Origin of the sequence: Rubrimonas cliftonensis (assembly GCF_900107585.1) — a bacterium.
Classification (GTDB): Bacteria; Pseudomonadota; Alphaproteobacteria; order Rhodobacterales; family Rhodobacteraceae; genus Rubrimonas; species Rubrimonas cliftonensis.
Genome location: NZ_FNQM01000006.1, coordinates 1 through 23,146, shown reverse-complemented (window position 1 = coordinate 23,146; position 23,146 = coordinate 1). Strand labels below are relative to the sequence as shown.

The 23,146-nt window shown below is 72.5% G+C and carries 19 protein-coding genes, 1 tRNA gene and 1 pseudogene; 13 read left to right on the top strand and 8 right to left on the bottom strand.

Annotation, left to right across the window (positions count from 1 at the left end):
* The first annotated feature begins 5 nt into the window (after positions 1 to 5).
* Positions 6 to 1,580: an FGGY-family carbohydrate kinase gene (locus BLW43_RS11310; RefSeq protein ID WP_093253404.1), complete on the top strand. Its 1,575-nt coding sequence runs from the start codon at positions 6 to 8 to the stop codon at positions 1,578 to 1,580.
* 4 nt (positions 1,581 to 1,584) lie between these two features.
* Here BLW43_RS11310 and BLW43_RS11305 read toward each other — a convergent pair whose 3' ends face one another.
* A complete protein-coding gene (locus BLW43_RS11305) occupies positions 1,585 to 1,776 on the bottom strand; it encodes a hypothetical protein (RefSeq protein WP_093253402.1) in 192 nt (63 codons plus the stop codon).
* 44 nt (positions 1,777 to 1,820) lie between these two features.
* Here BLW43_RS11305 and BLW43_RS11300 point away from each other — a divergent pair, with 44 nt between their 5' ends.
* The 9 genes from BLW43_RS11300 (at position 1,821) to BLW43_RS11260 (ending at position 11,458) form a co-directional block, all read left to right on the top strand.
* Entirely contained in the window at positions 1,821 to 2,732 is a 912-nt protein-coding gene (locus BLW43_RS11300; RefSeq protein ID WP_175478862.1) for a GNAT family N-acetyltransferase, read from the top strand.
* A gap of 84 nt (positions 2,733 to 2,816) precedes the next feature.
* On the top strand, positions 2,817 to 3,485 hold the full coding sequence (locus tag BLW43_RS11295) for a carbonic anhydrase (protein WP_093253396.1): 669 nt from the start codon (positions 2,817 to 2,819) through the stop codon (positions 3,483 to 3,485).
* A gap of 65 nt (positions 3,486 to 3,550) precedes the next feature.
* A complete protein-coding gene (locus tag BLW43_RS11290; RefSeq protein ID WP_093253393.1) occupies positions 3,551 to 4,228 on the top strand; it encodes an ABC transporter ATP-binding protein in 678 nt (225 codons plus the stop codon).
* Positions 4,225 to 6,690, top strand: a complete 2,466-nt coding sequence (locus tag BLW43_RS11285; RefSeq protein ID WP_093253391.1) for an FtsX-like permease family protein — start codon at positions 4,225 to 4,227, stop codon at positions 6,688 to 6,690. The genes BLW43_RS11290 and BLW43_RS11285 overlap by 4 nt, the downstream gene beginning before the upstream one ends.
* Before the next feature lie 2 nt (positions 6,691 to 6,692).
* Complete coding sequence (locus BLW43_RS11280; protein WP_093253388.1) at positions 6,693 to 7,796, top strand: lipocalin-like domain-containing protein; 1,104 nt, start codon at positions 6,693 to 6,695, stop codon at positions 7,794 to 7,796.
* Positions 7,797 to 8,037: 241 nt separating this feature from the next.
* Complete coding sequence (locus BLW43_RS11275) at positions 8,038 to 8,658, top strand: DUF1638 domain-containing protein (RefSeq protein WP_093253882.1); 621 nt, start codon at positions 8,038 to 8,040, stop codon at positions 8,656 to 8,658.
* On the top strand, positions 8,655 to 9,149 hold the full coding sequence (locus BLW43_RS11270) for a DNA polymerase III subunit chi (RefSeq protein ID WP_245731019.1): 495 nt from the start codon (positions 8,655 to 8,657) through the stop codon (positions 9,147 to 9,149). Before BLW43_RS11275 ends, BLW43_RS11270 begins: the two co-directional genes overlap by 4 nt.
* A gap of 59 nt (positions 9,150 to 9,208) precedes the next feature.
* Positions 9,209 to 9,299 (top strand) — tRNA-Ser (locus BLW43_RS11265).
* Between the two features lie 77 nt (positions 9,300 to 9,376).
* Entirely contained in the window at positions 9,377 to 11,458 is a 2,082-nt protein-coding gene (locus tag BLW43_RS11260; RefSeq protein ID WP_342741608.1) for a tyrosine-type recombinase/integrase, read from the top strand.
* Positions 11,459 to 11,465: 7 nt separating this feature from the next.
* Here BLW43_RS11260 and BLW43_RS11255 read toward each other — a convergent pair whose 3' ends face one another.
* Both BLW43_RS11255 and BLW43_RS11250 read right to left on the bottom strand, forming a co-directional pair.
* Entirely contained in the window at positions 11,466 to 12,218 is a 753-nt protein-coding gene (locus BLW43_RS11255; RefSeq protein WP_093253383.1) for an anti-sigma factor family protein, read from the bottom strand.
* A complete protein-coding gene (locus BLW43_RS11250; protein ID WP_093253380.1) occupies positions 12,215 to 12,712 on the bottom strand; it encodes an RNA polymerase sigma factor in 498 nt (165 codons plus the stop codon). Before BLW43_RS11250 ends, BLW43_RS11255 begins: the two co-directional genes overlap by 4 nt.
* Positions 12,713 to 12,850: 138 nt before the next feature.
* Here BLW43_RS11250 and BLW43_RS11245 point away from each other — a divergent pair, with 138 nt between their 5' ends.
* Positions 12,851 to 14,260, top strand: coding sequence for a S8 family serine peptidase (locus tag BLW43_RS11245; protein WP_093253377.1), 1,410 nt, complete (start codon positions 12,851 to 12,853; stop codon positions 14,258 to 14,260).
* 236 nt (positions 14,261 to 14,496) lie between these two features.
* Positions 14,497 to 15,558 (top strand): annotated as a pseudogene (locus BLW43_RS24735) (pentapeptide repeat-containing protein); the annotation flags it as partial.
* On the opposite strand, the gene BLW43_RS22915 reads toward BLW43_RS24735, so the two are convergent.
* The 5 genes from BLW43_RS22915 to BLW43_RS11225 all read right to left on the bottom strand — a co-directional run bounded on the left by BLW43_RS22915 (position 15,478) and on the right by BLW43_RS11225 (position 18,980).
* Positions 15,478 to 15,921 (bottom strand): ATP-binding cassette domain-containing protein, encoded by a 444-nt coding sequence (locus tag BLW43_RS22915; RefSeq protein WP_425441179.1) that lies wholly within the window; start codon positions 15,919 to 15,921, stop codon positions 15,478 to 15,480. The pseudogene BLW43_RS24735 and the gene BLW43_RS22915 sit on opposite strands and share 81 nt — an antisense overlap.
* 74 nt (positions 15,922 to 15,995) lie before the next feature.
* Positions 15,996 to 16,862 carry an ABC transporter permease gene (locus tag BLW43_RS11235; RefSeq protein WP_217632160.1) on the bottom strand — a complete coding sequence of 289 codons (867 nt, stop codon included), beginning with the start codon at positions 16,860 to 16,862 and terminating at the stop codon, positions 15,996 to 15,998.
* Positions 16,769 to 17,134, bottom strand: coding sequence for a hypothetical protein (locus BLW43_RS23945; protein WP_217632159.1), 366 nt, complete (start codon positions 17,132 to 17,134; stop codon positions 16,769 to 16,771). The genes BLW43_RS11235 and BLW43_RS23945 overlap by 94 nt, the downstream gene beginning before the upstream one ends.
* The gene (locus BLW43_RS23510) at positions 17,131 to 18,066 is read right to left on the bottom strand and encodes an efflux RND transporter periplasmic adaptor subunit (protein ID WP_245731035.1); all 936 of its coding nucleotides are present in this window, start codon (positions 18,064 to 18,066) and stop codon (positions 17,131 to 17,133) included. The genes BLW43_RS23945 and BLW43_RS23510 overlap by 4 nt, the downstream gene beginning before the upstream one ends.
* 32 nt (positions 18,067 to 18,098) lie before the next feature.
* Positions 18,099 to 18,980 (bottom strand): LysR family transcriptional regulator, encoded by an 882-nt coding sequence (locus tag BLW43_RS11225; RefSeq protein ID WP_093253369.1) that lies wholly within the window; start codon positions 18,978 to 18,980, stop codon positions 18,099 to 18,101.
* Positions 18,981 to 19,082: 102 nt separating this feature from the next.
* Between BLW43_RS11225 and BLW43_RS11220 the strand changes: the two genes are divergently transcribed.
* Positions 19,083 to 23,081 carry a LamG-like jellyroll fold domain-containing protein gene (locus BLW43_RS11220; RefSeq protein WP_093253366.1) on the top strand — a complete coding sequence of 1,333 codons (3,999 nt, stop codon included), beginning with the start codon at positions 19,083 to 19,085 and terminating at the stop codon, positions 23,079 to 23,081.
* The last annotated feature ends 65 nt before the right edge of the window (positions 23,082 to 23,146 follow it).

Here is a 23,146-nt window from a genome sequence, read left to right as displayed (position 1 = left end):
CCGCCATGGAGAAACTGCTGATCGGCGTGGACGTCGGCACCGCCAGCGCGCGGGCGGGGTTGTTCTCGGCCGCCGGCGCGCTGCTGGGCGCGGACGAACGCCAGATCCCGGTGCGGCGGACCGGCCCCGATGGCTTCGAGCAGGACGCGGGGGCCGTGTGGCGCGCGGCCTGCGCCGCCGTGCGCGGCGCGCTCGACGAAGCCGGGGCGCCCGGCGGCGCCGTCGTCGGCCTCGCCTTCGCCGCCACGGCCTCGCTGACGCTGCGCGACGCCGACGGCGCGCCGCTGCCGCTGGACGGCGGGCAGCCCGTCGAGGACCGCCCGTGCTGGGACACGCTGCTCTGGCTGGACCACCGCGCGATGGCCGAGGCGGCGGAGATGAGCGCCGCCGATCCCGCGCTGGCCGCGCTCTGCGGCGGCGCCGTCAGCCCCGAGATGCAGGGACCTAAGGCGCTGTGGCTGAAGCGCCGCCGACCGGAGGTCTGGGCGCGGACCGGGATGCTGCTCGATCTCTGCGACTTCCTCGGTTGGCGCGCGACCGGCTCGACCGCGCGTTCGGCCTGCGCCGTCGCCTGCAAATGGCCGTGGACCGGAGGCTGGCGCGACGCGCTGCTCGACGATGTCGGGCTGGGGGATCTGCGCGCGCGCGCCGGCCTGCCGCCGCAGGGCGTCGCGCCGGGGACCGATCTGGGGCCGCTGACGCCCCGGGCCGCTAGGGAGCTGGGGCTCTCGCCAGCCGCCCGGGTGGGCGCGGGGCTGATCGACGCCCACGCCGCCGCGCTGGGGATGCTCGGCCGCGCGCCGGAGGCGGGGCTGGCGCTGATCGCCGGGACGTCGAGCTGCGTCATGGGCCTGCGGCGCGATGCGCGGGCCGGGCCGGGTCTCTGGGGGCCCTGCCCCGACGCGGTGCTGCCGGGCCTCTCGGTGATCGAGGGCGGCCAGTCGGCGACCGGGGCGCTGCTCGACCATCTGATCGGGCGCTTCGGCGGCCGCCCGGCCGACGACCGGGCCCATGCCGAGATCACCGCGCGGGTGCGCGCGCTCCGCGCCGAGAAGGGGCCGGCCCTCGCGGCGGACCTGCATGTGCTGCCGAGCTTCCATGGCGCGCGCGCGCCGGTCGCCGCGCCCGCGGCGCTCGGCGCGATCTGCGGCCTGGCGCTGGACGACCTGACGGGCGAGGGCGGCTTCGACGCGCTCTGCCGGCTCTACTGGCGCGCCTGCGTGGCGCTGGCGCTGGAGCTGCGCGAGATCGTCGAGGCGCTGGCCGGCGCGCCGGCGGCCTGCACGACGCTCCACATGGCCGGCGGCCACGCCCGCAGCCCGCTGCTCAGCGGCCTCTACGCCGAGGCGATCGGCTGCGCCCTCGCCGCCCACGACGCCCGCGAACCCGCCCTGCGCGGATGCGCCGCGGTCGCCGCGGTCGCCGCCGGTCTCAGTCCACGCCTCGCGGAAGCCGCCGCGGTCTTCGCGAGCGATGCGCCGGTCGCACCCGCCGCCCCGGCGCTCGCCAGGACATGGGACCGCGACTCCGCCGCCCTGCGCCTGATGCGCGCCCAGCGCGCCGCGCTCGCCGCGCTCTGACCGCTTACAAGTAGCAGACCAGTCCGAAGCAGACGTCGAACAGCGCCTGCGCGACGACCCAGCCGAGCAGGTCGCTGACGACGATCAGCGCCAGCGCCGGCGCCCCGACCCAGAGCGCGAGGAGCCCCCAGCCGGCGCGGGTCAGCCGCGGCCCCGGCAGGTCGTGTCCCATCACCGGCGGATGCGTTCGGGCCATGCCGGAAGCCTTTCGTTAACCATGGTTCGGCGACAATGCTCGCCATGAAAGCTGAATGGACCGTTGACGACCGCGCGCTCTGGGACCGGCTGGCGAAGCAGGCGCCCTGGCAGCAGCAATGGAGCTACGGCGCCGCGGTCGAGGCGATCGGCGGGCGCATCCTGCGCGTCGCCGTGCGCGACGGCCGGCGGGTGCTGGCGCTGGCGCAGTTCACGGCGCGCAGCCTCGGGCCGCTGGCGCATGGCGCGCTCGCCGCGCGCGGGCCGGTGTTCACCGACCCCGACGCCCCGCGCGCCGAGATCTACCGCCTGATCCGCCGCAGCGCGCCGCTGCCCTGGCCGCGCCTCGTCATCCTGTCGCCCGAGGCGGGGCCGGACGAGGCGCAGACGCTGGCGGCGGCCGGCCTGCGCCGCATCATGACCGGGCCGGCCGCGGCCCTGCTCGACATCGCCGACGAGACGGCGCTGCGGGCGGGCATGGACCAGAAATGGCGCAACCGCCTCAACGCCGCCGAGCGGTCGAACGCGCTGCGGGTGACGCTCGACGACGCGCCCTCGGCCGCGGCCCTCGCCGCCGTGGCGGAGCGGGAGGCGAGGCAGGCGCGCGCCCGCGGCTATCTCGGCCTGCCGAAGGCGCTTCCCGCGGCGTGGGCCGCCGCCGCCGGTCGGCGCGCGCTGCTGCTGGCGCGCGCGCAGTCGGCCGGCGAGACCGTCGCGGAGATGCTCTTCGTCCGCCACGGCGCGGGCGCGTTCTACCATCTTGGATGGGTGGACGCGGCGGGGCGCGACGCCGGCGCCCATCCGCTGATGCTGTGGCGGGCGGCGGCGGCGCTGCGCAAGCTCGGCGTGGCGCGGCTCGACCTCGGGACGGTCGACACGCGCCGCGCGCCGGGGCTCGCGCGGTTCAAGCTCGGCGCCGGCGCGACGCCGCTCAGCCTCGTCGGCTCCTGGACCTGACGCTCCGTCGCCCGCACGCTCCCTCGACACGCCCGCCCGCCCGCGCTATCGCCCAAGAGGTTCCGCCTCGAGGGAGCGCGCCCGATGCCCAAGACAGCCCGCCTGCTGCCGGGATACATGGTCGACCGCTACCGCGCGTGGCGCGCGCTCCGCTTCGAGAAGGACCGCGCCTGGTACGCAAGGCTCGCCGAAGGCGGCCAGCGCCCGCGCGCCATGGTGTTCTCGTGCTGCGACAGCCGCGTGGACGCGGTCGGCCTGTTCGGCGCCGAGCCCGGCGACCTCTTCGTGGTGCGCAACGTCGCCAACCTGGTGCCGCCCTATGCGCCGGACCACGCCCATCATGGCGCCTCCGCCGCGCTCGAATACGCCGTCACCGTGCTGAAGGTCGCCCATATCGTCGTGCTCGGGCATTCGAACTGCGGCGGCGTGGAGGCGTGCCATGACATGTGCTCCGGCGCGGCGCCGCATCTGGAGGAGGAGACGAGCTTTGTCGGGCGCTGGATGTCGATCCTGGCGCCCGGCTACGCGAAGGTCTCCGACACCGGCTCGCGCGAGGAGCGGCTGCGCCTGCTGGAGCAGGAGGCCGTGCAGGTCTCCCTGCGCAACCTCGAAAGCTTTCCGTTCGTGAAATCGGCGGTGGACAGGAACCTGCTGACGCTGCACGGCGCGTGGATGGACATCGGCGAGGGCGTCCTGCACGTCTTCAGCGCCGAGACGCGCAGGTTCGCGCCGCTGGAGATCGCCAGCGCCTGAAACCTGTCGCGCCGCCCTCGCGGCGCTATGTTACGCCGCGGCGCGCGCGGCGCCGGGAAGGCGCCATGCTCAGGGTCGAGACGCTCTCTAAATCCTACGCGACGCCGCAGGGGCCGGCGACGGTGCTCGACGGCGTGTCGCTGGAGGTGGGCGCGGGGCGCACCCTCGCGCTGATGGGCGAGAGCGGCTCCGGCAAGAGCACGCTGCTGCACCTCGTCGCGGGCCTCGACGCGCCGGACGAGGGCCGCGTCTTCGTCGGCGACGCCGAGATGACCGGGCGCGACGACGCGGGCCGCGCGGCGCTCCGGCGCGAGCGCGTCGGGCTGGTGTTCCAGCAGTTCAACCTCGTCGCCTCGCTGACCGTCGCCGACAACCTCGCCTTCCAGGCGCGGCTCGCCGGGCGGGAGGACGGCGTCTGGACGGCGCGTCTGACCGAGCGGCTGGGCCTCGCCGCGCTGACGGGCCGCTACCCCGAGCAGCTGTCGGGCGGGCAGCAGCAGCGCGTCGCCATCGGCCGCGCGCTCGCGCTGCGCCCGGCGCTGGTGCTGGCCGACGAGCCGACCGGCGCGCTCGACGAGACCACCGCCGAGACGGTCATGACGCTGATGCTGGAGCTCGTGGCCGAGACCGGCTGCGCGCTGCTGATGGCCACCCACAGCGCCCGCTGCGCGGCCCGGCTCGGCGAGCGGCTCGTCCTGCGCGGCGGCCGGGTGGACGCCGCCGCGATGCGCGCCGCCGAATGACCTTCCGCTGGACGCTCGCCGCGCTGCTGAGCCACTGGCGCCGCCGGCCCGGACAGGCCGCCGCGCTGCTCGCCGGGCTGGCGCTGGCGACCGCGCTCTGGAGCGCGGTGCAGGCGCTTAACCTCGCCGCGCGCGACAGCTACGACCGCGCCGCCGCGCTGCTGGGCGGAGCGGCGACCGTCTCCATCGCCCGGCCCGAGGGCGGCGACTTCGACCAGGCGCTGTTCGTGACGCTGCGCCGCGCCGGCTGGCCGGTCTCCCCGGTGCTGGAGGGCCGGGCGCGCCTCGGCGAGCGGACATGGCGCATCGTCGGCGTGGAGCCGGTGACGCTCCCGCCAGGCGCGGCGCTCGCCAGCCTCGGCGAGGATGCGGGGCCCGACGACCCCGCCGCCCTGCTCGGCAGGCCGCGCGGCGCGCTGGCGACGCCGGAGACGCTGGAGGCCGTCGGCGCGGGCGACGGCGAGGCGTTCGAGGCGGGCGGGCTGACCCTGCGCGCGGCGGCGAGAGACGGTCTCGCCCCGGCGACGCTCGTGGTGGACATCGGCGTGGCGCAGCGCCTGCTGGACGCGCCCGGCGCCGTGTCCCGGCTCGTGGCGCCGGCGCGCCATGGGCGCGACCCCAGCGAGCTCGCGGCGCTCACCGGCGGCAGGCTCGCCCAACTGGAGGCCAGCCCCGACGGCGATCTCGCGCGGCTGACCGACAGCTTCCACCTCAACCTCACCGCCTTCGGGCTGCTCGCCTTCGTCGTGGGGCTCTTCATCGCCCACGCGGCGGTCGGGCTGGCTTTCGAGCAGCGGCTCGCCATGCTGCGGACGCTGCGCGCCTGCGGCGTTCCGGCGAGGACGGCGGCGCTTGCGCTGCTGGCTGAACTGGCGTGCTTCGCGCTGGCGGGCGGGCTTGCGGGGATGGCGCTCGGCTATCTCGTCGCCGCCCTGCTGGCGCCGGACGTCGCGGCGAGCCTGCGCGGCCTCTACGGCGCGCCGGCGAGCGGCGAGCTGGCGCTGGCGCCGGCATGGTGGCTGAGCGGGCTGGGCATGACCTTCGCCGGGGCGATGCTGGCGGCGGGTTCGGGGATCTGGCGCGCCGCCAACCTGCCCGCGCTCGCCCCGGCGCAGCCGCTCGCCTGGCTCGCGGGCCACGAGCGACGCATCCGCGCGCAGGCTTTCGCGGCGACCGGCCTGCTGATGCTGTCGGCGATGATCGCGCGCTCCGGCGAGGGGCTGGTCGCGGCCTTCGCGATGCTCGCCTGCCTGCTGCTGGGCGCGGCGCTGGCGACGCCGGCGCTGCTGAGCGCGGGGCTGGCCTTCGGCGCCGCCCGCGCGCGCCGGCCGCTGGCGCGCTGGCTGTGGGCCGACGCGCGCGCCGGGCTCGGCGGGCTGTCGCTGGCGCTGACGGCGCTGATGCTGGCGCTGGCGACCAATATCGGCGTCGGCTCGATGGTGACGGGCTTCCGCGACACCTTCACCGGCTGGCTCGACCAGCGGCTCGCCGCCGAGATCTATGTGCGCGCGCCCGGCGAGGACCGCGCCCGCGCCTTCGAGGCCGCCGCCCCCGCCCTGCCCGGCGTCAGCGCCGTCCTGCCGACCCGAACGGCGGAGATCCGGCTCGCCGGCCTGCCGGTAGAGCTGCTCGGCCTGCGCGACCACGCCACCTATCGCGCGCGCTGGCCGCTGCTGGAGCAGGAGGCGGAGGCCTGGGACGCGGTTGCCGCCGGCGAGGGCGCGCTGCTCTCCGAACAGCTCGCGCGCCGGCTGCGGGTCGGGCTGGGGGACGTCGTGACCGCGCCGGGTGCAGAGGGCCCTTGGCCGCTGCGGGTGGTCGGCCTGCATCCCGATTACGGGAACCCCAAGGGACAGATGGTGGTCGGGCTCGACCCGCTCATGGAGCGCCTGCCGCAGGCGGAGCGCGGGGCGTTCGGCCTGCGCGTCGCGCCGGAGCGGATCGAGGCGACGATGTCCGCGATCACCGCCGATCCGGCGCTGGCGGGCGTCGAGGCGATCGACCAGGCGGCGGTCAAGCGGCTGTCGCTGGGGTTGTTCGACCAGACCTTCGCCGTGACCGGCGCGCTGAACGCGCTGACGCTGGGGGTCGCGGGGGTCGCGCTGCTGGCGAGCCTCGCCACGCTCTCGGCCATGCGGTTGCCGCAGCTCGCGCCGGTCTGGGCCATGGGGGTGACGCGGCGGCGGCTCGCCCTGCTGGAGTTCGGCCGGACGATGGCGCTTGCGGCGGCGGTCGCGGTTCTCGCCGTCCCGCTGGGGGCGGCGCTCGCATGGGCGCTGGTGGAGGTGGTGAACGTGCAGGCCTTCGGCTGGCGGCTGCCGCTGCACCTCTACCCCGGCCAGTGGGCGCTGCTGGCCGCGCTGGCGCTGGGCGTCGCCGCTCTCGCCGCCGCGGGGCCGGTGCTGAGGCTCGCGCGCACGCCGCCGGCGCGGCTTCTCGCCGTCTTCGCGCAGGAGCGGTGAAGATGCGCCGGAGCTCAGGCAGGCGGGCCTTCACGCGACGCGCTGCGCTGGCGGGGCTGCTCGCCTCGGCGGGCGCGGCGCGGGCGCAGGGCGTGGGCGGCGAGGGCTTCGCGGGCCTCGGCTCGGCGGCCGACGACTACGCGCCCGTCGTCCCCGGCCATCGCCTCGTCTTTCCGCGCGACCACGCCCCTCACCCCGCCTTCCGCATCGAGTGGTGGTATGTCACCGCCGCGCTGCGAGACGCCTCGGGCGCGCTCTGCGGCGCGCAGTGGACGCTGTTCCGCAACGCGCTGTCGCCCGATGGCGGCGGCGAGGGGTGGGACAGCGCGCAGCTCTGGATGGGCCACGCCGCCGCGACCTCCGCGACCGCCCATGTCGCCGCCGAGCGCTTCGCCCGCGGCGGCGTCGGGCAGGCCGGCGTGAAGCCCGACCCGTTCGAGGCGTGGATCGACGACTGGCGCCTCGCCCGCCCCGACGACGCCCCCGGCCCCGGCCTTGAGCGCCTCCGCATGACCGCCCGGGATCAGGGCTTCGCCTTCGACCTCGCGCTCGACGCGCAGGGGCCGCTGATCATGCATGGCGACGACGGCTTCAGCCGCAAGGCCGAGCGCGGGCAGGCCAGCTACTACTACTCGCAGCCGTTCTACGCGGCAGAAGGGCGGCTGCGCATAGAGGGCGTCGAGCGCGCCGTCTCGGGCCATGCATGGCTCGACCGCGAATGGTCGAGCCAGCCGCTCGACCCCGACCAGACCGGCTGGGACTGGTTCTCGCTGACGCTGGAGGACGGCGCGCGCGTCATGCTCTACCGCATCCGCCACCGCGAGGGCCGCGACAGCTTCACCGGCACATGGATCGCGCCGGACGGCGCCGCCCGCACGCTGGGGCGCGACGAGGCCGATCTGGCGCCGACCGGATGGGAGACGGTCGCCGGCCGCGAGACGCCGGTGCGCTGGCGGCTGTCGATCCCGTCGGAGGGCTTCGAGGCCGAGACGCGCCCGCTCAACGCGCAGGCGTGGAACGCGCTCACCGTCGCCTACTGGGAGGGGCCGGTGCGCGTCGAAGGCCCGCGCTCCGGCGTCGGCTATCTCGAGATGACGGGCTACTGAACCGCCGGAAACCATTCTCCCCGCGCCGTTAACGCAAGGTTTCGTTGACATAAAGGCGCGCATTGGCCCATCTCCTGACGTGCCGCGCGACGGAGCCGCCTGATGATCGCCATCGAAGCCCGGGGGGCTCTCCGCCCTGACCCCACGCCGTCGCCGGAGGGCTGAGCGCGTGACCTGCGACGCCGGGACGACGTTCGAGGCCGCCCTTCCCGACGACGCCGCCCTGCTGGAGCGCGGCGTGATGGCGCCGCCGCCCGAGGGCGCGGCGTCGGACCGCATCATGATCGTGGCGTGCGGCGCGCTGGCGCGCGAGATCCTCGCCGTGATCCGCCTGAACGGCTGGACGCACATGGACCTCGAATGCCTGCCCGCGCGGCTGCACAACCGCCCCGAGCGCATTCCCGAGGCCGTGCGCGCCCGCATCCGCGCCGCCCGCGCCCGCGGCTACGCCGGCGTCAAGGTGCTCTACGCCGAATGCGGGGCCGGATGGCGGCTCGACGCGGTCTGCGCCGAGGAAGGCGCCGAGCGGATGCCGGGCCCGAACTGCTACGCGCTCTTCGACGGTTTCGAGCGGCACGCGGAGCGGACGCCCCGCGAGATCGGCGCGCTCTATCTCACCGACTTCCTGACGCGCCAGTTCGATGCGCTGGTCTGGCGCGGCCTCGGGCTCGACCGGCACCCCGAACTGATCGAGATGCTGTTCGGCCACTACGACCGGCTCATCTACCTCGCGCAGACCGAGGACAAGGAACTCGAAACCCAGGCCCTGCGCGCGGCGCTCGCGCTCGGCCTGCGCTTCGAGCGCCGCTTCACCGGCTACGGCGATCTCGCTCGCGTGCTGGCGGCGCCGGTGGCGCCGTGAGCGACGCCGACGCCGCCTCGCCCGCGCGGCCGGAGGCGTTCTTCTACCACCTGACCGCGAGCGCGATGGAGGCGGCCGCCCCACCGCTGCTGGAGAAGTGCCTCGCCCGCGGCTGGCGCGTAACCGTGCGCGGCGGCGCGGCCGAGCGGATCGCCGCGCTGGGCGCGCATCTGTGGACCTACGAGGACGCCGCGTTCCTGCCCCACGGCGACGCCGGCGACGGCTTCGCGGAACGCCAGCCGATCTACCTCACGGCGGGCGGCGAGACGCCGAACGCCCCGCAGGTGCTGTGCCTCGTCGATGGCGCCGCCGCCGACGAGGCCGAGTTCGCCGCCTTCGTCCGCGTCATGGTGCTGTTCGACGGCGCAGACGCGGAGGCGCTGGCGCTGGCGCGCAGGCAGTGGTCCCTCGCCGTATCGGCCGGCGCGCGGGCGCTTTACTGGGCGCAGGGCGAGGGCGGCCGCTGGGAGAAACGCCGCGAGTCGACCTGAGGCGTCGCAGGCGCCTCAGGCGCTTGCAAGCCGCCGCCCCCCCTGATAAGCCCGCCGGCGGGGAGGTGGCCGAGTGGTCGAAGGCGCTCGCCTGCTAAGTGAGTATACGCCAAAAGCGTATCGCGGGTTCGAATCCCGTCCTCCCCGCCACCTTTTCGACCAAGCAGCTGAAATCCAAGGGTTTTTCAGCGGCTGAAGCGCCTGACGGCGCCCATGGCTCCGCACCTGTGACACAAGCCGTGACACAGGCCGGGGCGACGACGCCCCGCGAAAACCCCTCTCCACGCCCGCGGCGATCCCGATCGACCGGCCCGCGACGCGCTCCGCGAGAAGGTGGGCGCGCTCGCCGGCGACCGGAAACGCTGCGCGCGAAACTCCCCGTCGGCCTCGCCCTGCGCGGCGGCGTCCTCCACTTCCGTCGCCGCTGGCCGGCCGCCCTGGTGGAAATCGGCGCCCCGACGTTTCTGCGCATTTCGCTGCGGACCGAACTCCTGCTCGAGGCGATGACGCGGGCGACCGCGCTCACCGCCGCGATGGAGTTGGCGGAGAGCAGAGTGATGTCGGAGTGCGTGACGCGGCTTGTGCAGCCGGACGAAGTGAAGGCGATCGTCGACGAGACGATCCGTGCGGGCGTCGCGGCGATGCTGTGCGAGGAGGCCGAGGCCGCCCCGCGCACGCCCGATCAGGCCGATGCGGCGCTCGCCCACATCGGGACCCGGCTCGGTGCGCTGCGCCAGGCCCTGCGCCTGCGCGACCACGCCGCCGCGGTCGAGCCCGCCCGCGCCGCGGCCGCCGCGCTCGGCATGGACGCCGTCGTCGCCGACAGCCCCCCCGCCGCGCGCGGCGTGATGGGCGGCATGATCGATCTCGCCGAGGCGGCGCTGGCCGTCGAGCGCGGCGCCACCGTCGACGAGGCGACCCGCGCCATCCGTGCCGAGCGCTTCGACGGCGCGCCGGCGGATCGGCTGCCCCGGTCGGTCATGCTGACGGCCGCCAGCGCACACGCGGTGGACAGCGCGGTGTCGAAGGACATGGCCAACAAGCAGCGCGGAACCGGACGGCTCATGTTCGCCTTCTTCGGCGAGGCGCCGGTCGATCACGTGTTTTCGCCGACCCGGTTGACCGAGTGGGTGCTCTGGCTGAACCGGGTTCCGCGCAACTGGGCCAACGCCCACGGCAAGAACCGCTACACCAGCGTGGGGCGCGAGGTCGACGTTCACGCCGTGATCGCGAAGGCTGACGCCGACGACGCGGCCCTGCGCGCCGGGGTTGAGGCGCGCAGTGATCTCTCCCTGCGCGAGAAGCGCCGGATCCTCGCCAGCGGTTACGTCGAGCGCATGGCGGAGAAGACGGTCATCGCGCACCACGGCAGGGCCAAGGCGATCCACGACAGCGCGCGGGCGCTCGGCTGGGCCGGCGGCGCCTGGACGCCGGTGCTGAAAGACTGGAAGCGGGCGACGGCGCGTCTGTTCGGACGGTGCGACGACCCCCTCATGCTGCATGTCACTCAGCAGAAGCGGCGCCTTGCATGGACCGACGAGCGGCTCTTCAAGCACCTGACGTCGACGATGCTGACCGGCTGCTTCTCGCAGGACCGCCGGTGGCGGAAGGGAGAATTCGCCATCCGCGACGCGATCTACTGGGTTCCGCTCCTGGTGCTGATGTGCGGCCTGCGGCCGGAGGAAGCGCTCAAGCTTATCAAATCGGACGTCCAGTTCCGCGATGGCATCGTCAACCTCCGCATCGAGGAGACACCCGACGGACCGGTGAAGAACTGGGCGTCAGAGCGGTTCGTGCCCTTGCCGGAGGCCTTGCTGCGGCTCGGGTTTCTGGAGTGGTGGCGCGACGCCTGCGAGCGGCCGGGCGAGGCGCTGTTTCCCGAGGTCCCTGCGAGCACCTTGACGGGTCGCATCTCGGACGTGTTTGGCAAGCGCCTTGGCCGCATGTTGAAGCATCTCGGGGTGAAGGACCTCGACGAGGATTTCTACGCGCTGCGCCACACGTTCATCACCCGCCTGCAGCTCGCAGGCGCGCCGGACGGCCTGCGCCAGGCTATCGTCGGGCATGAGCAGGACGAAATCATCAATGCCAATTACACCTCTGCGAACCTGCGTCTGTTCAAGCAGTACATGGACCGGATCGACCACCGCCTCGAGATCGGCGAGCATCCGCGCCACGGGTTTCCGGTGATTGTCGGTTGCGGCCTGACAAAGGGCCAGGCGATCGATATCGCCGTGTCTCTGACCGCAAAGGGAGCGCGGGCCTGGTCGAGGGGCATTTGCGGCGCAGTTGTGGGAAGCCGTCCTTGACGGCCGCTCAGCGCCAGCCGGCGGCGATGCGGTCGGCTTCCTCGGCGGGGGATAGCGCGGGTCCGGCCTCCAGCGCGTCGAGTACGGCTGAGAGGGCGTCGACCGCCGCGCCGGAGGCGGGCGCAAAGCCCGCCGCCGCGTCCGCGCCGGGAGCGGCGCCCGCCACCGCAGCAAGGGCGACGACGCGCCAGTCGCCATCGGCCGGGCGGCAGGCGAGGCCGACGCTGGGGGCGTCGCCCGCGGTCTCGAACTCGCGGCAATGGCCGTCGCGCGTCACGAAGCTCGCCAGCGGCGTCAGCCCGGCGACGTCAGTTCCGCTGGGCGCGCGCTCCAGCGCGGCCAGCGCGGCCGCCGGCGCCGAGCCGATGGCAAGACGCATGCCCGCCTCCTCAGCCGGCCCCAGCAGCGCGGGCGCGCCGCCCAGGCCGATCGCGAAGGCTGCGCAGGCGGCCAGCGCCGCGCCCGCCCAGACCGGCGGTCGGCGCCGCGCCATGCGCGCGGACCGATGCTCGACCCGTCGCGCCGCGCGGCCCGTGGGCGACGGCGCGCCCAACGCGCTGCGGATCGCCAGCGGTGTCGCCTCGGCCATCGGCGCGGCGAAGGCCTCGCGCAGCAGCGCGTTCTGCCGGCGCAGGCGGTCCGCCGTCGCGCGGGCGTCTTCATCGCTTTCGATCAGCGCCGCGATGCGGCGGGCGTCCTCATCGGACGCCGCGCCATCCACGAAGGCCGCAATCTCGTCCTCGGTCCAGTTCCGGCTCATGCCTCGCCCTCCATCATGGCCGTCAGGCGCGCCCGTGCGCGCGACAGCCTGCTCATCACCGTGCCCACCGGCGCGCCGATCACCTCGGCGGCTTCGCGGTAGGACAGCCCTTCGATCGCAACCAGCGACAGCACCTCGCGTTGTTCGTCGGGCAGATCGGCCATCATCGCCCGCACCCGCGCCAGATCGAGCCGCGCCTGGGCTTCCCGCGCGCCGACGCCGCCGTCCGACAGCGCCTCAAGCGTCTCGGGGTCCGAGATCTGCGGCCGGCGGGCGCGATACCGCGCCCGGTCGATCCAGCCGGTTCGTAGAATGCGGAACATCCATGCGTCGAGCCGCGTGCCGGGTTCGTACTGCGCCAATGCGCCGAGCGCCTTGAGACAGCCGGCCTGCACCAGATCGTCGCCCTCGTCGCGCGAGCCGGTCAGCGCCCAGGCGAAGCGCCTGAGCCGCGGCGTCAGCGCCGCGATCTGTTCCCTCACATCCTCGGTCATCGCGGCTCCCGGCGCTTCGGCGTCGCCACGAAAACGGCGCTTGTCGGGATATATTCCGTCGTGAGGGAATGAACGACGCGTTTTCGCCGTTGATCCTCGAAGCGCCGCGCCTGCGGCGCACCGGTCGTGGAGGTTCCGATGCGCCCTGTCGCGCTGCTGCTCGCATTGTTGATGGTCTGGGGGGCACCGTCGCCCGGCGACCCGTGGCCGTCCCCAGCCTGGGCCGACGACGACGACGGCGGCGACGATGACGGCGGCGACGATGACGGCGACGACAGGGATGAGCGGGACGACCGCGGAAGAAACGACCGTGACGATGATGACGATGACGATGACGATGACGATGACGATGAGGATGAGGATGAGGATGAGGATGAGGATGAGGACGATGATGACGACGATGAGGAAGACGATCGGCGACGCGGGGGCCTGCTCAGCACGATCCTGGAAGCCCTTCTGGATCAAGACGACAATCCTGGCGATAACTCCGACGTTGCCCCGCGCGAACTGATCGGCTTCGGCCTGTCGCCAGCTGAAATCGCCCTGCTCGCACAGGCGGGCTATTCGGAGATCTCGGCCGAGCAGCTCGGCGGCCTCGGCGAGCGGCTGAGCCGTCTGCGTGCGCCCGTGGGCGTCGGTCTCGCGGAAGCGCTGGCGACGGCGCGCGCGACCGTGCCGGGGGCCACCTTCGACTTCAACCACCTCTACGCCGGGGGCGGCGAGGCCTGTACCGGCCCAGACTGCTGGGGCGCGGCGCTGGTGCGCGTCGCGGCCTCCCCCGCCGACGCCTGCGCCCGCGGCGCGCCCATCGCGATCATCGACACGGCCGTGGACGCGCGCCACCCCGCCTTGCGCGGCGCCGCCGTCGTCAGCCGCAGCTTTCTGAGCGAGGGGCTGACCCCGGCGCCGCCCGACCACGGCACCGCCGTGGCTGCGCTGCTCGTCGGCCAGGCGGCGGCGCCGCCGCTGGCGCCGGGGGCGCGGCTTCTGGCGGCCGGCGCCTTCGCCTTGCGCGACGGCGAGCCCCGCGCCGACGCCGCGGCGGTGATCCGCGGTCTAGACTGGGCGATAATCGGCGGCGCGCGCGTGGTCAGCTTGAGCCTTGAAGGCGCGCCGAACGCGCTGCTCGCGCAAGCCGTCGCCACGGCCGCGCGACGCGCCAATCTGGTCGCAGCGGCCGGCAACGGCGGCGCCCGCGCCGAACCCGCTTATCCTGCGGCCTATCCGGAGGTGCTGGCGGTCGCCGCGCTCGACCAGCGCAAGCGGCCCTGGCGTGGAGGCAATCGCGGCGCCTATGTCGAGCTCGCCGCGCCCGGGGTCGACGTCGCCTCCGCCGGGCCGGGAGGCGGCGTGACGCGCTGGACCGGCACCAGCTTCGCCGCGCCGTTCGCCGCCGCCGCCATGCTGCGCGCGCGCGCCCAGACCCGCGGAGACCCCGTCGCCGCGCGCCGGCTGCTGCTCACCGAGGCGGAGGACCTCGCCGCGCCGGGCCGCGACGACGCCACCGGACACGGCCTCGTCCGGGCCCCGGGGGTGCGCTGCTGGTAGCCGACGTGCTTCAGCGACCGTTGATTGGCGCGGGGTTCCTTCGCTAATCCGCGCCAGACGGCAGAGGTGGAGCAGGTCACGCTGCGAGGCCTTCCACGTACGGCGTGCTGACATGCGCATCCTGTTCATTTCCCGTTCAAAGACCGAGTCCAAACGGATCGCTACCATGTACCCAAGCGCGATCGGCGAGCCCGACCGCCTGAGCGCCGCGGCGCCGAACCTGGGAAGGAAAACACATGGCGATCGTCGACTTTACCGGCCGGCACTTCACGGGGCGCAACTTCGACGGGCGCAACTGGAACGGCTCGACTTTCAAGGAGACAAGCCTGACCGATGTAAGCCTCGTCGGCGCGCGCCTGCAGGGCGTCGACTTCGAAGGTACGGTCTGGTCGGGCGTGAACGCCACGCGGGCGGATTTCTGGTCGACCGCCTTTGGCCCCGCGAACTTCAAGATGGCCTCCCTCAGCAATGTGAACCTCAGCCGGGCGGACCTGCGCGAGGCCGACATGACCGAAGTGTCGGCGTCCGGGATCAACCTCCAGAACGCGAACCTTGTCGGCGCCAAACTCGTGATGGCCTCCCTGCTCGGCGACGGCGTCAACGGCGCCAACCTGCGCGGAACGATCTTCGACGACGCGGATCTGACGATGGCCAGCCTGTCGGAGGCCGATCTTACCAACGCCAGCTTCCGCGGCGCCAAGCTGGTCGAGACCGATCTCGAAGGCGCGCGGGTCGTTCGGACCGACTTCACCGGCGCCGACATGACCGACGTCGGCTTCACCGACATCGACATCTATGCCGCGATCTTCGACCTTGCGATCCTCGTCGGCGTCAGCTGGACCGACACCTCGCCCGCGGGCGGACGGGCGACCACCGACCTGAGCTTCCGGGGCGCCGACCTCACCGACTTCTCGTCGGAAGACAGCAATTTCGCCAATGCGGACTTCCGCGCGCACCCCTCCGGCGCGGTGACGAAGTTGAACGGCGCCAGCTTCGCCGACAGCGACATGGCCGGCGCTCTGATGAGTGGCGTCGAGGCTGTCGGCGCATTCTTCGAGGATGCGGATTTGCGCGGCGCCGACCTCTCCGGCGGCGCCTTCGCCGGCGCGAATTTCAACGGCGCCGACTTGTCCGGCGCCAACCTTCGCGGCGCCGACCTGCGCGGGGCGATCCTGACCGGGGCCGACCTGACTGGCGCCGACCTGAGCGGGGCGATCCTAGACGGAGCGGATCTCGGTCTCGCCACGGGGGACGCCGGCACGATTTTCGAGGGCGCCTCGATGGAGGGCGCGATCCTGGACAACGCGAGCTTCCTCGGCACGAACTTCCGTGAGCCCCAACGCGTCAAGCAGCCTGATGGCATGGGTGAGGGCGTCCGAGGACGCGACGCCGTCCATCTCCATGACCGCCGCGACGTTTTCGGCGGCGGTCAGGTACGGGATCAGGTTGGCCTTCTGGAAGACGAAGCCGATGTTGCCGCGCCGCAGCGCGCGCAGCCTGTCGGGATCGCAGGCGGGCCCCGAGACTGGCCGCCCCTCGAAACGGATCTCGCCGCGCGTCGGCCGGTCGATCAGCCCCGCGATGAGCAGGAAGGTGCTTTCGCCCGAGCCCGACGGTCCCATGATGGCCACGAGCTCGTCGGGATGGAGGTCGAGCGACACGCCGTCGAGCGCCTTCACCAGCGTCTCGCCGCTCGGATAGTGCTTCGCCGCGTCGCGGATCGACAGGATCGGGGTCACGACAGAACATCCTGCGGTTTGGCCTGCATCGCGCGCCGGACGCCGAGCTGGGCCGCCGCGAGGCCGATCACCAGGACGACCCCAAGCATGGCCGCCAGGTCCAGCGGATCGAGCACGATGCGGCGCGGGAAGAGCGGGAACACGAGATACGCGACGGCGACGCCCAGGGCGTAGCCGCCAAGCCCGATCATCAGCGCCTGCTGCACGATCAGGCCGTAGATGTGGCGGTCGCGTGCGCCGATAAGCTTCAGAAGGCTGATCTGCGGCAACTTCTCCAGCGTCATGGTGTAGACGATCAGCGACATCACGACCGCCGTCACCACGAGCAGCACGGCCGTGAACGCCAGCACCTGCACCCGGAGCCGCCACAGCCGCTGGTTCAGGAACAGGTCGCGCTGCTCGGCGGTCGACAGGATGTTGGCGTCGCCCCAGCTTGCGACGGCGCGGACGAGCGCCGCCTTGTCAGCACCGGGCTCGAGGTCGACGATGATCGCCGCGATCTTGCTGTCGGAAGGGACCTCGTCGAGGCCCGCGGCCGCCCTGCCCAGCCGGATCTCCTCGCTGGCCTTGCGCCGCGTGATGTCGAGCGCGTCGTTGATCGACACGAAGATCAGCCCGTCGCCCATGGCGCTGACCATGCCGCGGGCGAGGCCGACGACCTCGTAGCGGTCGCGGGCGAGCTCGATCCGGTCTCCGATCGCCAAGCCGAGGCTCTCATCGGCGATCACCTCCTGGCGGCCCGTCGCGAGAGGACGGCCACGCGCGAGCGTCACCCAGCCGCCCGCATCCGTCGGGTAGTCGAGACCGACGACGGTCGCGCGCTTTCGGGCGCCCTCGTGGACGATCTGCTGGTCCGACTGCATGAAACGCCGCACCCGCGCCACCCCGTCGAGTCCCGCGACGCGACGGTCCATGGTCGAGGAGACGACGACGCCTCGGCGAACGGCCCCTCGCGGCCGCCCTGAACCACCCAATAGTCGGCCCCGATCCTGTCGATCAGCAGCGTCGCGTCGGCGACGATGCCGCGATAGAGCCCGTTCATGCCGACGCTTGCGGTGATCAGCAGGCCGACGCCGAGGAGCGTGATCACGAAGCGCGGCAGATTGCGCCTGATGTCCCGGATGGCGAGGTTCATGGCCGGGTCTCCACGCGCGCGCCGGGATAGAGCCTCGGACCGTCGAGCGCGATGTCGCCCTCGGCGAGGCCCGCCACGACCGCGACGCTGTCGCCGCTCGCGGCGCCGAGCTTGATCGGTCGCCAGCGCGCGCGGCCATCCTCCAGGACCCAGACGCCGGCGGCCCCGTCCCGATGCGCGACCATGTCGGTCGGCAGCGCGAGCGCGTCGGCCTTGTGCGCGACGGTGATGGCGGCCGCGCCGCGCTGACCGATGGCCCAGTTCCTGGGCAGCGAGCGGAGCGACAGCTCGACGATCAGTTCGCGGGTCTCGGGATCGACCTCCCGGCCGATACGGTGGACGCTGGCGGCGTGGCTGCGCCCGGGTTCCGACTCGAAGCTGACGCGTGCTGGCTGCCCGGCCTCGACGGCGGCGATCTGGCTTTCGTCGATGCGCGCGCTGAGGATGAGGGTCTCGGCGTCGACGATCTCCACGATCGTCGACCCGGGCGTCACCACATCGCCGATCTCGCGCGCCCGCGCGACGACGACGCCGTCGAAGGGCGCCGCGACGACCGTCTGGGCCAGGTCCTCGCGCCGCCGGTCGACGAGACGCTCAGCGCCGGCCAGATCGGCCCTCAGGCGCTCGATCCGGGCGGCGGCCTCCGCGACGCCAGCCGCGGCGCCGTCCCGCTCGGCGCGGGCGATGTCGAGCGCGCCCTCGGCGATCACGCCGCGCGCGCGAAGGTCCTCCTGCCGCGCCAGTTCGCGGTCGAGCCGGCGATAGCCCGCCGCCTCGCGCCGGTGCTGCGCCTCGGACTCGGCGATCTGATGAGCGAGCGCCCGCGCCTGCTCGACCGCCTGGGCGAGGTCGATCTCCGCCTCAGCCGCCTCAAGGCGGGCGACGGGCGTCCCGGCCGTCGCCCGGTCGCCGACATCAACCGCCGTTCTCAGTCTTTGCGACGCCGCGCCGCGCGGCGCCCGGTTCAGGGGAACTCGGTGGCGATCTCGCGGGCGATCGCGAGCAGCGCCGCAAGGACGGGGCTGTTGCGCCGAGCGCGCTGGTGGATGAGGTGCTCGTGGAACACGAGGCCGGTCTCGGAGTGGCGCAGGGGCGCATATTTCAGGCGAATGTCCGGGGGACATTCGCCTGTCGCGAAGATCGACACGCCCATGCCGCGCGCCACCACCTCGCGAATCGTGTCGCGGCCTTCGACTTCGACGATCGACCGGGGCGTGATCTCCGCCTTGGCGAGCGCGTTCTCCACGATCATTCGAGTGCGCGAACCGGCTTCGCGCACGATAAGCGCCTCATCGGCCAGCTGCCGCAGTTGCACCGAGCCCTGCGCGCCAAAACGATGCTCCTTGGAAAAGGCGACCGCGAAGCGCTCGGTCCGCAGCGGCACGGCCACGATGTCGTCGCCGACCGTCGGCTGGACGAGCACGCCTGCATCTGCGCGACCCTCGCGCACCGCGCCGGCGACCGCCGCGTTCGACCCCGTCGCCAGCGAGAGCCTGACATCGGGATAGGCGCGTGCGAAGCGCACTAGAAGGTCGGCGCCGAGGGAGGGCGAATCCGAAATGATTGCGAGCGAACCCTCGACCCGGTCACGCCGCTCCGACAGCATGTCGTCGATCGCATAGGCCGCGGAGATTAATCTTTCCGTCACCGAAAGCAGATCGCGGCCGGCGTCGCTCAGGACAAGGTTGCGCCCCTTCTTCTCGAACAGGGGGCGGCGGACCTGCTTCTCCAGCCCCTTGATATGATGCGAGATCGCAGGCTGCGAAATGTTCAGCACACGCGCTGCACGAACAACCCCGCCCTCGCGAGCCACATGGTAGAACGCCCGAATCTGCGCATAATTCATAAGCCGCCTTTATGTTTCAGTGCGCATATATCGATTTGATTTGGATATGTCGATCATTGATCGTCCCGGCAAGCAGCAAACTTCCAGTTTCAGGGGGCCATCGTGGTTGACATTGTATCGCTCGACGCTAAGCGGCTCGCCGCGCTTGCGCAGGCGCCCACCGACATCCTCGCAGCGCCCGCGTCGACGTCGGCAGGCGGCTACCTCGTCCGCCCGGCGGGTCTTTCGGGCGTGATTGAAAGCTACACGCTGGTCTATGACCTCCATGTCGCGGCAGGCGTCGCAGGCGCTTACAACGGGCTCTTCCAGAGCGATCTGTCCAACTCCGGCGACTCCGACCTGTTCATGCGCCGCGACGGCGAGGGCGAGACCTTCGGCGTTGGGATCAGCGGCGACTATCCCGGCGGGGCGGCCTATGGCGCCTGGCATCGGATCGCGTTCTCCCTCGCCAGCGACGGCGTGAACGTCACGATCCGGCGCTTCATCGACGGCGTCTTCGTCGGCGAGATCGTCAAGGAGGCGGGGCGCTACGCCTTCGACGCCGCGCAGGGTTTCCTCATCCTGACCGACAATGACGGCGAGACCATGCCGACGGCGCTCGCCGCCTTCGCCTTCGTTCCCGAGGCGCTGTCCGACGACGCCATCGCGGCGCTCGGCGAAGTCGACGGCATGGGCGTCGCCTCCGGCGTGCCGGGCGCGCTGGAGTTCGGCTTCGGCGCCGACGGTTTCGCGCCCAGCATCGGCGCCGGCGAGATGACGCCGCGCACCCCTGCGGAGGCCGGCGACTTCGTGGCGGCCGGCGGCGACGAGGCCCCGGAGCCGGGCCGCGACAAGCATGTCCTGCGCTTCGAGGCGACCGACGCGACCGGCGGCTACCTGCTGAAGCCGGCGCTCGCGGGCGACGCGACCAGCTTCTCCCTCGTCTATGATCTGGCGATCGACGCGGGCTCACCGGGCTATGGCGGGCTGTTCCAGACCGCGGTCGCCAACGACAATGACGGCGACCTGTTCCTGCGCCAGCTCGTCGGCGGCGAGTACGGCGTCGGCATCTCCGGCCAGTACGAGGGCGCGATAGAGGGCGGCGCATGGGCGCGGATCGCCTTCACCTTCGCCGACAACGGCGACGGGTCGAGCACGCTGGTGAAGTTCATCGACGGCGTGAAGGTCGGGCAGCAGACCGTCGACACCGCCCGTTTCACCATCGACGCCGAAACGGGCTTCCAGATCCTCACCGACAACGACGGCGAGACCTTCGGCGGCCACCTCGCCAATTTCGCCTTCACCGCCCGCACGCTGTCGGCCGATGAGGTCGCCGGGCTCGGCGGCGCCACGACGGCCCCGCTTCCCGCCTCGGTCCTCGGCGACGGCGCCGTGATCTTCGATTTCGAGGGCGGCGCGGCCAGCGGGGACATCCCGGCGCGCGGCGGCGAGATGCTGACGGATCTTTCCTTCGATCCGGCGAGCGAGCTGACCCCCGACCTGGCGCTGGCCTATGAAGCCGACGGCCCCGACGGCGGCTATCGCGTCGAGACCGCGCTCGACGCGGCGGTCGAGAGCTTCACGCTCTTCTTCGACCTGATGCTCGACGAGGGCGACCTGGGGCGCTACGGCGCGCTGCTGCAGCTCGGCCTCGCCAACGCCGAAGACGGCGAGCTGTTCCTGAAGGTCAACGGCGAGGGCGGGTACGGCGTCGGCATCAGCGGCGACTATGTCGGCGACCTGCGGCCCGGCGCATGGGCGCGGCTCGGCTTCTCGGTGGAGGCCAACGGCGACGGGAGCAGCCGGCTCGCGAAGTTCATCGACGGCGTGAAGGTCGGCGAACAGACCGTCGAGACCGCCCGCTTCACCATCGACCCGAGCGGCTTCCTGATCCTCGCCGACAATGACGGCGAGACCTTCTCGGGCAAGCTCGCCTCCTTCGCCCTGCTCGACCGCGCGATGGACGACGCGGAGATCGAGGCGCTCGGCGGCGCCAGCCCCGGCGGCGCGCTCGGCGCGGCCGGCGAAGGCGAGACGCTCGTCGCCTTCGATTTCATCGCCGACGCCAAAGTTGTGAACGGCTCGACCCTCGCGACCATCGGCGCGGCGCGGCTGATCGACCGCGATTTCGTGACGGTGGAGCTGACGGAGGAGATCGTCCACCAGCTCGTCACCGTCGGCGGGCGGGTCGAGATCGACCTCGCCGAGGTGTTCAGCGGCGAGAACCTCGTCTTCACGCTGGAGGGCGGCAACGAGCAGGTCCGGGCGGCGATCGAGGACGGCAAGCTGATCGTCACCGGCGACGCGCTCGGCTTCGCCGACCTGACCGTCACCGCCACCGACGACCTCGGCAACAGCGCGACGGACAGCTTCCGCATCCGCGCCGCCGGCGAGAACGCCTACACCATCGTGGTGTTCCCCGACACGCAGAACTACACCAATGACGGCTCCGGCGGCCGGCTGTACCGCATGACGGAATGGGTCGCCGACAACGCCGCGGGGTTGAAGATCGCCGCCGTGACCCATGTCGGCGACGTCACCGGCGACAACAGGGTGCACGAATGGGCGAATGTCTCCGAGGCCTACGCGCTGCTGGAGCAGGCCGGCATTCCCTACACGTTGCTGCCCGGCAACCACGACCAGTCGGACGGCGGCAAGGCGGCCGACCACTCGTCCAACATCGACCTCGATTTCGGTCTCGACCGCTACTTCGCCCAGCATGAGGGCGGCGTCTATGAGGGCGACGGCGCCAGCATCCGCAACAACTACAAGCTGTTCACCGCCCCGGACGGAACCGACTGGATCGTGGTGTCGCTCGAATTCGGCGTGCGCGATGATGCGGTCGCCTGGGCCGACGAGGTTCTTTCGGAGCACGCCGACCGTCGCGCCATCGTGCTGACCCACCACTACACCAACATGGCCGACATCGCCGGCCCGCGCTCCGGCTCGATGTACGCCGAGGGCACCGGCAAGGACTACGGCATGAAGGACAGCGTCGAGGCCGTCAACGACGGCCGCGACCTGTGGGACGCGCTGGTCTCGCGCCACGGAAACATCAGCTTCGTGTTCTCGGGCCACGTGTTCGGCGACGGCGTCGAGACCATCGTGCGCTATGGCGAGCAGGGCAACGCCGTCGCGCAGATGCTGGTCAACTATCAGGACGGCGTCGCAGTTGTCTCGCAGACCGCCGGCGACGACGCCCCCTGGGGCAACGGCGGCAACGGCGCGATGCGGCTGATCGTGATCGACCCCGACAACGACCGCGTCGACACCGAAACCTACTACACCGAACTCGACACCTACATGACCGCCGGGCGCGGCGAGGGCGAGCCCTCGCGCGACGGGCCCGACGGGCCGGTCGACCCGGTCGTGTTCGAGCCCCAGACCGTCGCCTTCGGCACGACGGCCGAGGTCGGTCTTGCGCCGCTGCCCGACGGCGACGCCGGGGCGGGGGTGATCGCGACGCCGCGCTACGACCCCAACAACGGCCTGCTGATCGACCCCGGCTTCGCGCCGGCCAGCGGCGGAACCAATTTCCTCGCCTACACGATGGTCTGGGACATGTTCCTCCCGGCCGAGATCGGCCTCATCGCCATCATCCAGACCGACCCGAGCAACCTGAACGACGGCGATCTGTGGCTGCAGATGGACGCAAACGGCGGTGGTCTGTACGGCGCGGCGGCGCAGGACGACGGTCCGTTCCCGCTCGACGGCTGGCGGCGGATCGTGGCGGTGATGACCGCAACCGACGAGACCGGTAGCGCCTATCGGCTCGACAAGTATGTTGACGGCGTGCTGATCGGCACGCAGGTCTTCTCGGGCGATCGGCGGGCCGTGAAGGACGGCGGGTTCCTGATCTTCGCCGACGACAACTTCGAGACGCCGAGCGGGTCGGGCCTGTCCTCCTTCGCCTTCGTCGAGAAGGCGCTGACGGCGGAGGAAGTGGCGGCGCTCGGGGGCGTCACCGCCGACGGTCCCTTCGCCGCGGCGCCCGACGGCGTGAACGGCGTGCAGTTCGACTTCGAGAACGGCGATCTCGCGCCGAGCTTCGGGACGGGGTCGATGACGCAGTACACGCGCTCGCCCGACACGTGTCAATGGACACCCAGTCTTACGAGTTAGCGCGACACCCAGTGTTACGAGGTTGAGCGCGACGGTAGCGGGCGCGGAGGGCGCGCTGACCGCAA

Bases quoted from the DNA above. Each gene is read 5' to 3' on its own strand.
- BLW43_RS11300 (WP_175478862.1), top strand. From the start codon at position 1,821: ATGAAAGCTGAATGGACCGTTGACGACCGCGCGCTCTGGGACCGGCTG.
- BLW43_RS11255 (WP_093253383.1), bottom strand. From the start codon at position 12,218: ATGAGCCGGAACTGGACCGAGGACGAGATTGCGGCCTTCGTGGATGGC.
- BLW43_RS11290 (WP_093253393.1), top strand. From the start codon at position 3,551: ATGCTCAGGGTCGAGACGCTCTCTAAATCCTACGCGACGCCGCAGGGG.
- BLW43_RS11225 (WP_093253369.1), bottom strand. From the start codon at position 18,980: ATGAATTATGCGCAGATTCGGGCGTTCTACCATGTGGCTCGCGAGGGC.
- BLW43_RS11235 (WP_217632160.1), bottom strand. From the start codon at position 16,862: ATGCAGTCGGACCAGCAGATCGTCCACGAGGGCGCCCGAAAGCGCGCG.
- BLW43_RS11310 (WP_093253404.1), top strand. From the start codon at position 6: ATGGAGAAACTGCTGATCGGCGTGGACGTCGGCACCGCCAGCGCGCGG.
- BLW43_RS11275 (WP_093253882.1), top strand. From the start codon at position 8,038: ATGGCGCCGCCGCCCGAGGGCGCGGCGTCGGACCGCATCATGATCGTG.
- BLW43_RS11295 (WP_093253396.1), top strand. From the start codon at position 2,817: ATGCCCAAGACAGCCCGCCTGCTGCCGGGATACATGGTCGACCGCTAC.
- BLW43_RS11250 (WP_093253380.1), bottom strand. From the start codon at position 12,712: ATGACCGAGGATGTGAGGGAACAGATCGCGGCGCTGACGCCGCGGCTC.
- BLW43_RS11245 (WP_093253377.1), top strand. From the start codon at position 12,851: ATGCGCCCTGTCGCGCTGCTGCTCGCATTGTTGATGGTCTGGGGGGCA.
- BLW43_RS11285 (WP_093253391.1), top strand. From the start codon at position 4,225: ATGACCTTCCGCTGGACGCTCGCCGCGCTGCTGAGCCACTGGCGCCGC.
- BLW43_RS11280 (WP_093253388.1), top strand. From the start codon at position 6,693: ATGCGCCGGAGCTCAGGCAGGCGGGCCTTCACGCGACGCGCTGCGCTG.
- BLW43_RS11305 (WP_093253402.1), bottom strand. From the start codon at position 1,776: ATGGCCCGAACGCATCCGCCGGTGATGGGACACGACCTGCCGGGGCCG.
- BLW43_RS23945 (WP_217632159.1), bottom strand. From the start codon at position 17,134: ATGAACCTCGCCATCCGGGACATCAGGCGCAATCTGCCGCGCTTCGTG.